Genomic DNA, 14,505 nt, shown 5'->3' on the forward strand with positions numbered 1-14,505 from the left:
AACGATCTCCCGGAGCGAATATCAACTACTCACGTCACCCCTGCTGAGGGTCGCCGGATAGGGTCGCGGCATGAACGAAGTCGAGTCGGTCGCACGCTTTCGGAGCACCCACGGTCTCGATCACCTGATCGACGTCCACACGCACTTCATGCCCCGCCAGGTCATGGACAAGGTCTGGGCGTACTTCGACTCCGCAGGTCCGCTCGTCGGACGGCCCTGGCCGATCACCTACCGGCACGACGAGGAGGAACGCGTCGCGCGTCTCCGCGACTTCGGGGTACGCCGGTTCACCGCCATGCTGTACCCGCACAAGCCGGAGATGGCGGCGTGGCTCAACTCGTGGGCGGCCGACTTCGCGGCCCGGACCCCCGACTGTCTCCACACCGCCACCTTCTACCCGGAGGCCGAGGCGAAGGAGTACGTCGCGTCGGCGATCGAGGCGGGCGCGCGCGTGTTCAAATCCCACATCCAGGTCGGCGATTACTCGCCGCTCGATCCGCTCCTCGACGACGTGTGGGGCCTGCTCGAGGACTCGGGCGTGCCCATCGTCGTGCACTGCGGGTCGGGCCCGGCGCCCGGCACGTACACCGGTCCGGCTCCGATGCAGGAACTCATGCGCCGGTACCCGCAGCTGACGGTGATCGTCGCGCACATGGGTCTGCCCGAGTACCGCGAGTTCCTCGACCTCGCGGAACAGTACGAGCGGGTGTATCTCGACACGACGATGGCGTTCACCGATTTCGTCGAGGAGGACACACCCTTCCCGAGGGATCAGCTGCCGCGTCTCGACGCGCTGTGTCGGAAGATCCTGCTCGGCACGGATTTTCCGAACATTCCGTACGACTATCTGCACCAGCTCGAGGTGCTCGAGCGCGTCGCGCCCGACAGCGAGTGGATCCGCGCGGTGTGCCGCGACAACGCCACGTCGCTGTTCGGGCTCGGCGAGTGATCGACGGGTTCGCCGGTCAGACGGTGATCGAGCGTCGGACGATCTTGCCGGTCGCGTTGCGGGGGAGCAGATCCTGCGTGATCCGCCAGACGGTAGGGACCTTGTAGTAGGCCAGTCGCTCGGCGCAGAAGGCTCGCAACTCGTCCTCGGTGATCGTGCTGCCGGGTCGCAGCACGACGACGGCGGCGATCTCCTGTCCCAGATCCTCGTGGTCCACGCCGATCACGGCGCTCTCGACGACGCCGGGGTGCTCGTCGAGGCACTGTTCGATCTCCGTGGGATAGACGTTCTCGCCGCCGCGCAGGATGAGATCGGACCGTCGGCCCGTGAGCCGCAGACGTCCGTTCTCGATCGCGCCGTAGTCGCCGGTACGCAACCATCCCTCCGGGGTGATGGCCGCGTCCGTTGCGGCCGGATCCTCCCAGTAGCCGAGCATTACGTAGGGACTGCGGACGCAGATCTCACCCTCGGTGCCGTCGGGCACCCGTTCGCCGAACGGATCGCGGATCTCCATGCTCACCGTGATGATGGGGGAGCCGAGGGTTCCGGGGAAGGCCTCGATTTCCGGGGCCGTCGCCATGGCGATCGCGGTGCTGCACTCGGTCAGCCCATAGCTGTCCACCAGAGCCTGTCGCGCGAAGGGGAACTTCGCCTGCAGGCGTTGCTTGAACTCGGGGGAGGACGGAGCAGAAGCCAGCGCGAACGCAGTGAGCGAGCCGAGGTCGTACTTGTCGGTGTTCTCGTGCTCGAGCATGCGCGAAGCCATCGTCGGCACCGCACCCCAGTTGGTCACCCTCTCGCGCTCGATGAGCGTGAAGACCTTGTCGACGTCGAACCCGCCTTCCGTCATGACAGCGGCGCTTCCCGTTGCGAGTCGCGGCACCGCAAGGTTGTGCAGGCTCGCGATGTGGAACAACGGTGAGGTCAGGAGATACCGGTTGTCGTTGGGCACCGAGTCGTCATAGGGGCGCTGCTGCATCGCGGCAACCAGCGCGTCGGAGTATCGGTGATAGTCGACGACGGCGAGCACGTTGCGGTGGGAGTGCAGTGCCCCCTTGGGACGCCCACTGGTACCGCTCGTGAACAGGATGACCGCGGGATCGTCCTCTTCCACGTCCGCCGACGGCAGTTCGGCGCCGGACGCCGCGGCCACGATCCGGGGCACGTCCTGCTCGGTGGTGAGCAGATCGAACCCGGAGACCCCCGCTCTCGCCAGCAACGCGGCGCGTTTGGCGTCGGCGACGATCACCTTGGGCCGCACCAGGTTCACGCCGTACGCGATCTCGGGCGGCGTCCACCAGGAGTTCAGGCCCACCGCAATTGCACCCAGGCACTGAGCGGCCCAGAAGGTGATGATCCATTCGGGAGAGTTGGCCGCGAGAAGCGCGACGCGGTCGCCCTTCTTCACGCCGTGCTCGTCGCGCAGGACGGTCGCCAGGGCGGCGACGGCGTCGGCGTGCGCGCTGAACGAGAGGCGGCGATCGGCCGTCACGAGGTAGTCGCGGTCGCCCCATTGCCGGGACGCGGCGACGAGGTCGCCGATGCGGCGGTCGCGGTTGCGCATGACCTGCATCCGGTTGCCGCGCACGTCCTCTTCGACGATTTCGAATCGGCCACCGGGGCCGGTGAGCTGGGAAACGACCATCTGCAACATCTGCTGCAGATCTGCTTGTGCTGTCAAGGATTCGCCTTTCTCGGTCCCGCACGGTTTCGTCGCGCAGCAGGGCGTACACAGGGGGATCGGAGAACTGTTTCGGGTGACGTAGTACATCGAACCCTAGGCTCTGTGTTCGCTGTCACAAATTTGTCCCGGTCAGTGAGAGTGGCCCAGGTCTCACTCTGTGGGGTGGCTACCTTCGCGACACCCGGCCTACCGTCCGGCACCCCGGAATTGCGCTTCAGCCCAGACCGAGACCAAGGAGTCCATCGTCGTGAAACTCAGCGCTGCCTCGAAATCGATGGCGGGTCTGTTCGCCGTCGTAGTGGCGACGTCCGCTTGTGCGTCGGACCGCGGCGCCGACCCGTCGGCGGGCGCCCTCGCTCCGGCGGCAGCCGCCGCAGCGGCGGCCCCCACGGCCGAGGAATCGTTCGGAACCCTCGCGTCTCCGTGCGGGCCGGGGGATGCGGCAGGAAGCACCGACCAGGGAGTGTCGGATACCGAGATCCGCATCGGATACGGCGACGACCGGGGCTACTCGAAAAGTCCCGGACTCAACAAGGAGATCGGTGACGCCGTCTCCGCGATGATCGACTGGTGCAATGCCCAGGGTGGCATCAACGGTCGCACGATCGTCGGTACCCACTACGACGCTGCGATGACGCAGGCCAACGCCGTGATGCAGAACGCGTGTGCGAGCGAGTTCATGATGGTCGGTCACGGCTTCGCCATGGACCAGACGTCCGAGCAGACTCGGGTCGCGTGCAATCTCGCCGCTGTCCCCGCCTTCACCGTGTCCCCCGACGCGGCCAACGGCCCGATGACCTACCAGGGCGTCCCGTTCCCGGTCGACTACGCGAACGGCTCGCAGTGGTTCCAGATCGCCGAGATGTACCCGGACCTGGTCGGCGAGTTCGACGTCATCGACAGCACGATGCCCACGATCATCTCGGCGAGCACCAAGATCCGGTCCATCGCCGAGGCCGCCGGCTTCACGCTGAAGAACTGCGGTGTCACGCTCAACTACGAGGGCGAGTCGAGTTACGCGCCCTTCGCCGAGAAGTTCAAGCAGTGCGGCGTCAAGGGCCTGTGGACGTCCCGTTCTCCGGTGCCGGCCGAGTTCAACTTCGTGAAGGCACTCGACCAGGCCGGCATCGACCCGATCCTGCTCGGTGAGGCCACCTGGTACGGCAACGCCGCCCAGGTGTGGAACGGGGAGAGCGGTCTGCTCGACAACCTCCACGCCGGCATGACCTTCCAGATGATCGAGAACGCTGATGCCGTACCGGCCGTGAAGAAGTACGTCGAGCTGGTCACCGAGCAGGACGGCAAGACCGCGCTGCTCGGCATGCAGGCCACCTCTTCGTTCCTGTTGTGGGCGACCGCTGCGGACGCCTGCGGATCGGACCTGTCCCGTCAGTGCGTCATCGACGAACTGTCCCGAATCGACGAGTGGGACGGAGGCGGGCTGCACGCCGTCACCGATCCCGGGAACAACATGCCGGCAACCTGCGGGCTTGTCGTGAGGCTCAGCGGCGCCGAATACACCCAGGCGTTCCCCACGGAGGCCGGCACCTTCAAGTGCGACGACCGCTACCGCGTCGCAACCGATCCGAGCACGTGGGGCACCGAACTCGGACCCGACCGCGTCGCGACGAAATACCTGAACCCGAACATCATCAGACCGACCGTCTGATCCGAGCGCCCGGTGCCGGCGAGGCATGACACGCACTCGCCGGCACCCCGACCAGAGGTACTCGTATGGACACCTTTCTGACCTTCACGATCGTGGGGTTGGTGCTCGGATCGGTTTACGCGATCGCTGCATCGGGCCTCGTTCTCACCTACAACACGTCCGGCATCTTCAACTTCGCGCACGGCGCACAGGCGATGCTCGGTGCGTTCGCCTACTGGCAACTGCGCTACGGCTGGGGGCTGCCCACACCCGTCGCGTTGCTTCTCGTCCTCGGCGTCCTCGGCCCGATGACGGGCCTGTTGCTCTACGTCGTGATCATGCGCGGCATGCGTGACACCGCCGAGGTCACCAAAATCGTCGTCACCGTGTCGATCCTGCTCGGCATGGTCTCGGTGTCGCACTGGTTCTGGCATCCGGAGACCGCACGCACCATGACGATGTTCTTCGGCGACCAGGCAAGGATCGACCTCTTCGGCGTCACCATTCGCTACCACGAACTGATCTGTCTCGCCGCCGCGGTGCTCATCGCCGTGGGACTGCGAATCATGTTCTTGCGCACCCGCGTCGGAGTGGCGATGCGAGGTGTGGTCGACGATCCCGATCTGCTGCGCCTGAACGGGCACGACCCCGACCGGCTCGCCGCGCTGTCCTGGATGATGGGTTCGACCCTCGCGGTGCTGGCAGGTGTCCTCGTGACACCGATCAACGGTGGCACCCTCGAAGCGAACATGCTGACCCTGCTCGTCATCGACGCGTTCGCGGCGGCGATGTTCGGCCGGCTGCGCAGCATTCCGCGCACCTTCGCCGGTGCGCTGTTCCTCGGCCTGGCAGCCACATACGTGCTCGCCTACTTCCCGACCGCGTGGACGTGGACGTCGAATCTGCGGGTGTCCCTGCCGATGATCGCGCTGTTCGTGGTTCTCGTCGTACTGCCGCAGGATCGGTTGCGCGGTGCCGTCACCCGTACCCGGGAGCGCTACCACGTGCCGTCGGTGCGCAAGGCGATCGCCTGGGCGGTCGCGCTCGTCGTCATCGTCTATGCCATCCGCCTGCTCATGGTGACGTCGGCGGTCACGACCCTCACGATCGGCATGGCCTTCGCGATCATCGCGTTGTCGCTGACCCTGCTGACCGGATACGCGGGCGAGATGAACCTCGCGCCGGTATCTTTCGGTGCCATCGCGACGATCGTGGCGTTCCACTTCGGTATCTCCGGGAGCGGACTGGCTGCCCACCTGAACCTGTGGGGCGTGGCGCTCGGCGTCGCCGTCACGGCCGTGATCGGCGGGCTCATCGCGCTTCCGGCCCTGCGGTTGCGCGGCCTCTATCTCGCCCTGGCCACGATGGCGTTCGGTGTGTTCCTGTCGAACATGGTGCTGCGCGACACCACCCAGCACGAGCTGTTCGGCATCAGGTTCTCGCTGTTCACCGACGGCAACATCGCGATCCCGCCGTTGAAGGTCGGCCCACTCGACCTGCGGAACGAGACGGCCTTCCTCATGACGGTGACGGTGATCTTCGCCGTTCTCGGCGTGGGGCTCATCGCCCTGCGCAACAGCGGCTACGGCCGCCGGCTCGCAGCGATGAAGGACAGCCCCGCCGCGGCGGCGATGCTCGGCCAGAGCCTGGTGCGTCTGAAGCTCGGGGTCTTCACCCTGTCGGCGGGCATCGCCGGACTGGGCGGGCTGTTCATGTCGAGTGCGATGGGCTCGGTGTCGAACGAAAGCTTCTCGATCATGGTGAGCTTGTCGCTGCTGATGCTCACCGTCGTGGCCGGTATCGGTTACGTCTCCGGTGCGCTGTTCGGTGGTCTGATGTCGGGTATCGGCTTCGCCGTCATCATGGTTTCGTTCTCCGATCTCGCTGCGGGACAGCCGGAACTGGCCGGAATGTGGACCTTCCTCGGTCACGTCGCCGCAGTGAGCCCCGCGCTCATCGGTATCGGCGTCGCGGCCAACCCGAGCGGCAGCGTCCACCAGATGGTGGAGGGCTACCGTCACCTGAAGAACGCGAAGCCCGTGCTGGTCGGGGGTGCCGCGGTGGTGCTCGTGTCCTACCTGCTCGCGCTCGTCGGCGTGCTCGACAACTGGTGGTTCGCTTCGATCACCATCGCGACGGTGTTCATGCTTCCGGTCGTGGGACAGTGGCTGATGCCCGAAGCTGTGCTCGGCGCAGAGGAAGCGCAACGTCGCGCGCCGCTGGTTCCCGAACGGATCGGAATCGACGAGCCCTACAACGAGCAGGCACGGAACGAGATCGACCGTGAACTCGGCATCGACGAACTTCTGGCCGCACGTGCCACCGGGTCGGAGAAGGAACTGATTCCTCATGGCTGAGATACCTATTCTGGAAACACGCGGAATCACAGTCCGATTCGGCGGACACGTCGCGGTCAAGGACGTGAGCCTCGGAATCGAACCGGGAACGGTGACGGGCCTGATCGGACCCAACGGCGCCGGGAAGACGACCCTGTTCAACACGATCACCGGCCTGCAACGGCCGACGGTAGGCAAGGTCTTCCTCGATGGTCGTGACATCACGCCGCTACCGCCCTACAAGCGGGCCCGCATGGGTATGGCCCGCACGTTCCAGCGTCTCGAGTTGTTCGTGTCGCTGTCCGTGCGCGACAACCTCCGAGTGGCCGGGGACATCCACAATGCCAACGGACGCAACAAGATCGATCTGGACGAGGAAGTCGACCGGCTCCTCGAGCTGACCGGCCTGGCCGATATCGCGAGCACCGACGTCTCGGATGTGCCCACCGGACGCGCCCGCGTCGTGGAGGTCGCCCGCGCGTTGATGACCTCGCCGCGGGTACTGCTGCTCGACGAACCCGCCTCCGGGCAGACGGAACAGGAAACGGAGGCGTTCGCTGCCCTGCTCCGCGATCTGGCCGATTCGGGTCTCGCGATCTGCCTCGTCGAGCACGACATTCCGCTCGTGATGAAGATCTGCTCCCGGATCCACGTGCTCGACTACGGCGCGGTGCTGGCCAGTGGCGTCCCGGACGAGATCAAGAACGATCCGGCAGTGATCAACGCCTACATCGGCACCGAGGAGGAAGCGGTATGAGCGTCGAACCGTTGCTCGAACTGTCGGGTGTCCGGGCCGGATACAGTGCGATCGAGGTGCTGCACAGCGTGGATCTCGTACTCGAACCGGGCGCGGTGGTCGCCCTGCTCGGGCCCAACGGCGGAGGTAAGACGACGACCCTGCGTGTGTGCTCGGGTATCCATCCGGTCTCGTCGGGTGAGTTCCGGCTGGCCGGCCGCGTCGTCAACGGTGTGTCCGCAGCGGAATTCGCACGTCTGGGGGTGTGCTCGATTCCCGAGGGACGCGGCATCTTCCCCAACCTCACCGTCCGCGAGAACCTGTGGATCGGAACCGGCACCGGTGTTCCTCTCGCAGACCTCGAAGAGGTGGCGTACACGCGATTCCCCGTTCTCGGTGAGCGCCGATCGCAGCTGGCCGGTTCGATGTCCGGCGGCGAACAGCAGATGCTTGCGCTGTCGCGGGCGCTCGGTACCCATCCCACGGTGCTGTTGCTCGACGAACTGTCGATGGGCCTGGCACCGCGCATCGTCTCCCGGATCTACGACATCGTCGGCGAACTCGCCGCCGAGGGGGTGTCGATTCTCGTAGCCGAACAGTTCGCGCGAGCGGTGCTCCCGATCGCCACCAGTGCCGCGCTGATGTTGCAGGGCCGGGTGGTGCGCACGGGCGATCCGGCGGAGATCGAAGAAGAACTTTCCACCACCTATCTAGGAGGATGACCATGACCGCACTCGCCGACGAGCGACGTGAACAGTTCAAGAAGGACGTTGCAGCGCTGGGTCTCGACGCTCCCCGTCCGGATTCGGGAGGAAAGGCCCGCATCGTCGGCCTGGCCCTGATGGTGATCGGCGCCATCGCGATCTTCGTCGTCTACATTGCGTCGCTGACCCTCTCCGATACCCGTGACCTGCTGTCCTACCAGTTGCTCGCTCTCGGCTTCGTGGCTGTCACTCTGATCGGTGTGGCGGTCCATCTCGCCGCCGCGGTCACTCGTGTCCTGCGTCTGTGGCTGGTCAGGCAGTTGCTCGAGAGCAGCACGCAGGCCGAGCGGATCGCGCAGGCGCTCGCACGCAACGACTGAGCGCACATACGCCGAACGCGGCGACGGCCCACCCCGAGGGATGGGCCGTCGCCGTTGTCGATGTGCCGGAATCAGCTGCCGGCAGCCTCGAGACCGGTGGTGATGTCGGCAAGGATGTCGTCGATGTTCTCGATGCCCACGGCGAGTCGCACGAGACCCGGGGTGACACCCGCGGCGATCTGCTCCTCGCCGGTGAGCTGCGAGTGGGTGGTCGACGCGGGGTGGATGACCAGCGAACGGACGTCGCCGATGTTCGCGACGTGGCTGTGCAGGGTCAGCGCGTTGACGAAGCGCTTGCCGGCGTCGATGCCGCCGGAGAGCTCGAACACCACGATCGCACCGGCGCCGCGCGGGGTGAGCTGCTGGGCGCGGTCGTACCACGGCGAGGACTTCAGGCCGGCGTAGGCGACGGAGGTGACCTCCGGGCGTCCCTCGAGGAACTCGGCGACCTTCTGTGCGTTCTCCACGTGCCGCTCGATGCGCAGACTCAGCGTCTCGATGCCCTGCGAGATGAGGAAGGCGTTGAACGGGGAGACCGCCGCCCCCATGTCGCGCAGCAGTTGCACGCGCGCCTTGAGTGCGTAGGCCGGAGCGCCGAGGTCGGCGAAGACGACACCGTGGTAGCTCGGGTCGGGGGTCGTGAAACCGACGTGGCGGCCCTGCGTCCAGTCGAACGTGCCGCCGTCGACGATGACACCGGCGATGGCCGTGCCGTGGCCGCCGAGGTACTTGGTGGCCGAGTGCACGACGATGTCGGCACCGTGCTCGAGCGGGCGGAGCAGGTAGGGGGTGGCGACCGTGTTGTCGACGATCAGCGGTAGCCCGTTCTCGTGGGCGACACCCGAGATGCCGGGCAGGTCGAGGATGTGGTTCTTCGGGTTGGCGATCGTCTCGCCGAAGAACGCGCGGGTGTTGTCGCGGACGGCCTCGCGCCACTGGTCGAGGTTGTCGGGATCCTGGACGAAGGTGACCTCGATGCCGAGCTTGGGCAGCGTGTAGTGGAACAGGTTGTACGTGCCGCCGTAGAGATACGGGCTCGACACGATGTGATCGCCGGCCTGCGCCAGGTTGAGGATCGCGAAGGTCTCGGCGGCCTGTCCGGACGCGAGGAGGAGGGCGGCGACGCCACCTTCGAGGGCAGCGATGCGTTGCTCGACCGCGTCCTGCGTCGGGTTCATGATGCGGGTGTAGATGTTGCCCGGTTCGGCGAGACCGAACAGCGCCGCGGCGTGATCGGTGTTGTCGAAGGTGTAGCTGGTGGTCTGGTAGATGGGCAGGGCCCGGGCCTTCGTGTCGCCGCCGGCGGGCTGTCCCACGTGGATCTGCTTGGTCTCGAAGCTCCAGTTCGCGCTGGGATCGGTTGCTTCAGGGGTGGTGTCGCTCATGGCTCTGCTCCGGATTCGGGATGTGTTCTGATCGTCGACATGCTGACCTTCGGGCCTCGCACACGACATGACCGTACGGCGGTGTGGAGGGGGCAGGAACGGGTGCGGCGGTCAGCGGGCCAGGCACCCGCGGATACACGAGAGTTGGGCACGACGGTGCGGCGACCGGCTCGCGCGCTCGTACGTCTTGCTCACGGTCCCGACAATAACCTGTCCGCACGATTCCGACCAGACTCATAGGAATTCGCTCTCGCCAGGAAACTGACTCCGGAGTACCTACAGTCTGTGTGTACCCCTTCCGGTGTGACCTCTGTTACTGCTAACGTTCTGGAACAGATTCCAGTTTCATGAGGCGCGCAGGGTCGTGGCCAGGACTTATGGAGGTGCAGTTGACCGCCGTCGACTCCGCGCTCGAGCCCGTCGGAACCTCGTCGAAACGAGAACTTCCACCATCGATGGTCGATCGGATGACCCTCATCCTGGAGGCCTTCGACAGCCGCGGCGCACTCACTCTCGAAGAGGTCACCTGTCGCTCCGGGTTGCCCCGTTCGACGGTGCACCGCATCCTCGATCACCTCGTGCGTCGCGACTGGATCGAGCACGCATCCTTCGGCTACTGCCTCGGCCCGCGTGCCCTCGGTCTCGGTGGCAGCGACACGGGCCACCGCCGCATCCGGGAGGCCGCTGCGCCGCATCTCCACGACCTGGCGATGCAGACCGGCGCCGTCGTCCACTTGACGGTCCTCGAGGGCAACGAGGTGCTCTACCTCGACAAAGTTGGTGGACAGTTCGCGTCGAGCGTGCCGTCACGGGTGGGCGGTCGGTTCCCCGCCTACGCCACCGCGGCCGGCAAGTCCATCCTCGCGTGGCTCGAGCCCGAACGCATCGACGCGCTGTACGGCAAGACTCTCGTGCCGTGCACCGAGCGCACCATCCGCGATCACGTCGCACTGCACCAGGAGCTCAACCGCATTCGCAAGCGTCGTGGCGTCGCGTTCGAGCGTGAGGAAGCTGCGCGGGGCATCGGATGCGTGGGCGTCGCGCTCCGCGGCGTCGACGGCCCGGTCGCCGCCCTGTCGCTGGCAGCAGACGCGCGTTCGACCCGCCTGGAGTGGGTGGCGCCGATCGTCGCCGATACCGCTCGAAAGATCACGCGCACGCTGTTCCCGGAGCAGGAGCGCGACGACAGCCTGCAAGCCACCGAGAAGGTGGGCTGACGCCTTTCGGCTTTCGCCACGAAGGACTGTGCGCAGTTCTCGTCGGAAATCCCTCGAGGAGATCGACGAGAACTGCGCACAGTTCGTTGTATGGCCGTAGGCCGTGTCAGAGCAGGTGGACCTTCTTGTAGAGGATCTTCGACGGTCCGCCGATGAGGCCGACGTTGTCGAGGAAGGTCATCAGCTTCGCGCCGGACTTGCGCACGCGATCGTGATAGTGCTTGTTGCCCTTCGCCTCTTGCAGAGCGCGCTCGCGATCGAGGCCCGCATTGGCGTAAACGTCGGGGTGGATCATGCTCTTGACGACGAAGAACACCACGAGCGCGGTGTTGAACCGCTCGAACGCGAGTCGCGTGCGGCTCGCACCGGCGAGTCGGCGTGCGACCTCCTCGCGGGCGAAGCGGATGTGGCGCGCTTCCTCGAGGACGTGGATCTTCGACACCGCGCGGGTGACGGGCTGCACCCGCTCGTCGCGCATGAAGTCGCGCTGCATCATGTCGAGGATCTCCTCGGCAGCCATGACCGATGCATAGGCGTTGGCGCCCTTGAAGAAATGGCCCCACAGGCGACCGAGCTGGTGGATGTAGCGGGCCGGACCGTAGCCCGGCATGTTCAGCCGTTCGCCGGCGCGCGCGAACATCACCGAGTGGCGGCACTCGTCGGCGACCTCGGTGAGGGCGAACTGGACGTGACGCGAATGCTTGTCGCGGTCGTAGACGTCGCGCAGGAGCATCTGCATGAGCAGGATCTCGAACCACAGGCCGACGCTCGAAACGCTCGCGGCCTCATGCTTGGTCAGCTCGATGCGCTGTTCGTCGGTGAGCTCGTCCCACAGTGCGGTGCCGTAGAGCGTGCTCCATTCGGGGGTCATTCCGAACTTGTCGTCGGGGACGGGGGCTTCCCAGTCCACCTCGACGACCGGGTCGTACGACTTACGTGCGGACGAGGCGAGCAGTCGTCCGGCGGTTTCTTCGCGATCGGACAGTGCGACGCCGGGGATGAAGCCCTTGCTGGTCTCGCGGGTGAGCGATGCGGTCATGCCTCCACCTTTTTAGTGTGACGACTAGTAACTGTTATCCAGGTTAGCGTGATCACGCGCACAGCACAATGCCCGCGACCTGCGTCGCGGGCATCGAGAAAGAAAAGAGAGGGGAGGGTTACGAGCGCCGGGGTGGCCAGAAGGCGGAGATCAACGCTCCGACCAGCAAGATCGCGGCAACTGCCCACGACGCCTGCTGCAAGCCGTCGAGGAAGGCGTTCTGTGCGAGTTCGGCGAGTTGCTCGCCCTGCGGACCCGCATGCTCGGCGACCTGTATGAGGGAGTATCGGGCTTCTCGTCGACTGTTGTCAGCCTGCCGGTCACAGACCCATGTCCTCGTCGTGCAGACCCTCCACGCCCACCGCCGCCTTCTTCTCCTCGCGCGGACGACGCAGGACGTACAGCCGCGAATGCTGGAAGTCCCGCAGCCGCAGCGTGCGCACCGTCTGGAAGCGGAACTCCTCGCAGTCGGAGAGGGCGTCGGCGAGGTTCTCGTCGACGAGGATCGTGCCCGGCCGCGCCGCGCCGGTGAGACGGGCCGCGATGTTGACGACCGAACCGAACAGGTCGCCGAAGCGCGGCAACGCCTGGCCCCACGCCAGTCCGATCCGCAGGTCCGGATAGTCCTTCTGAGACCTGAACGAATCCTGCAGTTCGAGGGCGATCCGTGCGGCGTCGACCGGACGTTCGGCCGCGAACATCACCTCGTCGCCGACGGTTTTGATCACCCAGCCGTTGTGCCGGGCGATGACGTCGGAGACCTCCGATTCGAAGTAGTCGAGCAGCTCGCTCAGCGCGGCCGCATCGATCTGCCGGGTCAACCGTGTGTAGCCGACCATGTCGGCGAAACCGACGACCAACTCGTGGAGCTCCCCGGAATCCTGCGGGCGCGCGGCGGCCCGGGCGGTCGTGGCCACCAGGTGCCGACGCCACATGTGGCTCTGGAGGCTCACCACGAGCTCGGTCGTGCGATCGACGATGTGGTCGATCAGCGCGCGGATCTCCTCTTCCTGCGGGGGAGTCTCCGTTTTCGCGTAGGCGGAGGCCAACTGGGTGAAGACGTGGGTGTTGAGCAGATTCAGTTGCCACTCGGTCAGCCGCGACATCGACTGTCCGATCGACCGGGCCGCGGGCACCTCGAGGCTTTCGTCGATCGCGCCGCTCGCGATGATGGCCGCCGTCGCACGCAGGGCCTCGACGTCGCCGTCGGTGAACATCACGACGTCGGGATCGGGATCGACGGTCAGACCGAGTGCCTGCCACAGCCGGCGCACCCGCGCAGGTGCGAGCCCGCACAACTCGGCCACCTCGTTCAGGGTGTAACGAAGAGGACCACCGAGCAGCGCGTTCTCCAGCTGTGACTGGATCACGGACAGCACGTCGGTTCCTGATGCAGGTGCCGGATCGGACGGGGTCACTCCTCCATCCTTACCGTGCCCCGGGCCCATGCGCGCGGCAGGTCGTATCGAACAGGTGTACAGGCGTGTCGTACGGATGTGCGACAGTGACCGACATCGAAGCCCTGCCGACCCTTCGGCGAACCGAGAAAGGACGTCGCATGTCGCCCCGCAGACGCGCGGACCACCTGACGGAGGAACAACTCGGAGAGCTCGGTGCCGCTCTCGCCGAGGGGCGCCGCGCGACCGTCTACCTCGTCGAGGGCATTCCGAGTCTCGGCATCGACCCGGGGACGTCGGCGCGGGTGGTATCGATCAGCGGCAGCACCGTGATGGTGCGGCCGAAGGGCGTCGACGACGAGTTGCCGTTCGAGACCGACGAACTGCGCGCCACCCGCGAGCCGGCCGGAACGAAGCGCGCACCGGCGAAGACCGCACGCACGTCCGGTGGTGCGAAGCCCGCTCCGGCGAAGGCAGCTCCCGCGAAGGTGGCACCTGTGCAACCCGCGACCCCACGGGCTACCGCATCCAGGCCTGCTGCACCGAAGCCTGCTCCCCAGAAATCCGAGAGCCCAGCAGTCGCTGCGGTTCCCCGCGCCCAGGAGAAGAAGCCCGTGACCCAGACGACCCCCGCTTCGTCCGACACTCCCGCCTCCCGGCCGCCGGCACCGGCGAAGCCGAAGGCCCCGGCCCGCAAGGCGAAGAAGGCGCCGTCGATCACGATCACCGTCACGATCGACCCGGAGAACGAGTGGACGGTGGGGGTCGCGCACGGCACCCGCAAGGTCGGTAAGCCCGCAACGGTCGCACCCGACGCCGTCGAACGTGCGGTGAAGGAACTCGGCGATCCCACGGCCACCGAGGCCGTCCAGTCGGTGATCGAGGAGGCGCGTCGCGCGGCCGAGGAGCGGGTCGCGCAGCTCAGCCGCGAGCTCGAGGAGGCCCGTCAAGCTCTGGAAAGCTTGGGCGCAACCCGGAAATCCGGCGGAAACCTCTAGTACGCTCAGCCCGACGGCTGCCGGACGGCGCA

Annotated in this window: 12 protein-coding genes; 8 read left to right on the top strand and 4 right to left on the bottom strand. The window is 66.3% G+C overall.

Going from position 1 to position 14,505, the window contains the following annotated elements:
- Window positions 1-70: 70 nt before the first annotated feature.
- On the top strand, window positions 71-949 hold the full coding sequence (locus BO226_RS22360; RefSeq protein WP_071936103.1) for an amidohydrolase family protein: 879 nt from the start codon (window positions 71-73) through the stop codon (window positions 947-949).
- Window positions 950-965: 16 nt separating this feature from the next.
- Here the strand turns inward: BO226_RS22360 and BO226_RS22365 are convergent, their stop codons facing one another.
- Entirely contained in the window at window positions 966-2,603 is a 1,638-nt protein-coding gene (locus tag BO226_RS22365) for a class I adenylate-forming enzyme family protein (protein WP_198040676.1), read from the bottom strand.
- 304 nt (window positions 2,604-2,907) lie between these two features.
- On the opposite strand from BO226_RS22365, the gene BO226_RS22370 reads away from it, so the two are divergent.
- The 5 genes from BO226_RS22370 (at window position 2,908) to BO226_RS22390 (ending at window position 8,437) form a co-directional block, all read left to right on the top strand.
- Complete coding sequence (locus tag BO226_RS22370; protein ID WP_198040677.1) at window positions 2,908-4,302, top strand: ABC transporter substrate-binding protein; 1,395 nt, start codon at window positions 2,908-2,910, stop codon at window positions 4,300-4,302.
- A 65-nt stretch (window positions 4,303-4,367) separates the two neighbouring features.
- Window positions 4,368-6,638, top strand: a complete 2,271-nt coding sequence (locus BO226_RS22375) for an ABC transporter permease (protein ID WP_071936105.1) — start codon at window positions 4,368-4,370, stop codon at window positions 6,636-6,638.
- Entirely contained in the window at window positions 6,631-7,374 is a 744-nt protein-coding gene (locus BO226_RS22380; RefSeq protein WP_071936106.1) for an ABC transporter ATP-binding protein, read from the top strand. The genes BO226_RS22375 and BO226_RS22380 overlap by 8 nt, the downstream gene beginning before the upstream one ends.
- Complete coding sequence (locus tag BO226_RS22385; RefSeq protein ID WP_071936107.1) at window positions 7,371-8,075, top strand: ABC transporter ATP-binding protein; 705 nt, start codon at window positions 7,371-7,373, stop codon at window positions 8,073-8,075. Before BO226_RS22380 ends, BO226_RS22385 begins: the two co-directional genes overlap by 4 nt.
- Window positions 8,072-8,437, top strand: coding sequence for a hypothetical protein (locus tag BO226_RS22390; RefSeq protein ID WP_019290778.1), 366 nt, complete (start codon window positions 8,072-8,074; stop codon window positions 8,435-8,437). The genes BO226_RS22385 and BO226_RS22390 overlap by 4 nt, the downstream gene beginning before the upstream one ends.
- A gap of 71 nt (window positions 8,438-8,508) precedes the next feature.
- Here BO226_RS22390 and BO226_RS22395 read toward each other — a convergent pair whose 3' ends face one another.
- Window positions 8,509-9,822, bottom strand: coding sequence for a bifunctional o-acetylhomoserine/o-acetylserine sulfhydrylase (locus BO226_RS22395; RefSeq protein WP_006551000.1), 1,314 nt, complete (start codon window positions 9,820-9,822; stop codon window positions 8,509-8,511).
- 377 nt (window positions 9,823-10,199) lie between these two features.
- Between BO226_RS22395 and BO226_RS22400 the strand changes: the two genes are divergently transcribed.
- Window positions 10,200-11,039 carry an IclR family transcriptional regulator gene (locus BO226_RS22400; protein ID WP_041803465.1) on the top strand — a complete coding sequence of 280 codons (840 nt, stop codon included), beginning with the start codon at window positions 10,200-10,202 and terminating at the stop codon, window positions 11,037-11,039.
- Between the two features lie 106 nt (window positions 11,040-11,145).
- On the opposite strand, the gene BO226_RS22405 is transcribed toward BO226_RS22400, so the two are convergent.
- A complete protein-coding gene (locus BO226_RS22405; protein WP_006550998.1) occupies window positions 11,146-12,078 on the bottom strand; it encodes an AurF N-oxygenase family protein in 933 nt (310 codons plus the stop codon).
- Window positions 12,079-12,398: 320 nt separating this feature from the next.
- Complete coding sequence (locus BO226_RS22415) at window positions 12,399-13,496, bottom strand: adenylate/guanylate cyclase domain-containing protein (protein ID WP_071936108.1); 1,098 nt, start codon at window positions 13,494-13,496, stop codon at window positions 12,399-12,401.
- Between the two features lie 140 nt (window positions 13,497-13,636).
- Between BO226_RS22415 and BO226_RS22420 the strand changes: the two genes are divergently transcribed.
- Window positions 13,637-14,473, top strand: coding sequence for a DUF6319 family protein (locus tag BO226_RS22420; protein ID WP_071936533.1), 837 nt, complete (start codon window positions 13,637-13,639; stop codon window positions 14,471-14,473).
- Window positions 14,474-14,505 lie beyond the last annotated feature (32 nt).

The sequence above is a fragment of the Rhodococcus sp. 2G genome (genome assembly GCF_001886355.1).
Taxonomy (GTDB): Bacteria; Actinomycetota; Actinomycetes; order Mycobacteriales; family Mycobacteriaceae; genus Rhodococcus; species Rhodococcus pyridinivorans.

Coding starts and splice junctions, on each gene's coding strand:
- BO226_RS22360 (WP_071936103.1), top strand. CDS start 71: ATGAACGAAGTCGAGTCGGTCGCACGCTTTCGGAGCACCCACGGTCTC.
- BO226_RS22420 (WP_071936533.1), top strand. CDS start 13,637: ATGTCGCCCCGCAGACGCGCGGACCACCTGACGGAGGAACAACTCGGA.
- BO226_RS22370 (WP_198040677.1), top strand. CDS start 2,908: ATGGCGGGTCTGTTCGCCGTCGTAGTGGCGACGTCCGCTTGTGCGTCG.
- BO226_RS22400 (WP_041803465.1), top strand. CDS start 10,200: ATGGAGGTGCAGTTGACCGCCGTCGACTCCGCGCTCGAGCCCGTCGGA.
- BO226_RS22380 (WP_071936106.1), top strand. CDS start 6,631: ATGGCTGAGATACCTATTCTGGAAACACGCGGAATCACAGTCCGATTC.
- BO226_RS22365 (WP_198040676.1), bottom strand. CDS start 2,603: ATGTTGCAGATGGTCGTTTCCCAGCTCACCGGCCCCGGTGGCCGATTC.
- BO226_RS22385 (WP_071936107.1), top strand. CDS start 7,371: ATGAGCGTCGAACCGTTGCTCGAACTGTCGGGTGTCCGGGCCGGATAC.
- BO226_RS22395 (WP_006551000.1), bottom strand. CDS start 9,822: ATGAGCGACACCACCCCTGAAGCAACCGATCCCAGCGCGAACTGGAGC.
- BO226_RS22405 (WP_006550998.1), bottom strand. CDS start 12,078: ATGACCGCATCGCTCACCCGCGAGACCAGCAAGGGCTTCATCCCCGGC.
- BO226_RS22390 (WP_019290778.1), top strand. CDS start 8,072: ATGACCATGACCGCACTCGCCGACGAGCGACGTGAACAGTTCAAGAAG.
- BO226_RS22375 (WP_071936105.1), top strand. CDS start 4,368: ATGGACACCTTTCTGACCTTCACGATCGTGGGGTTGGTGCTCGGATCG.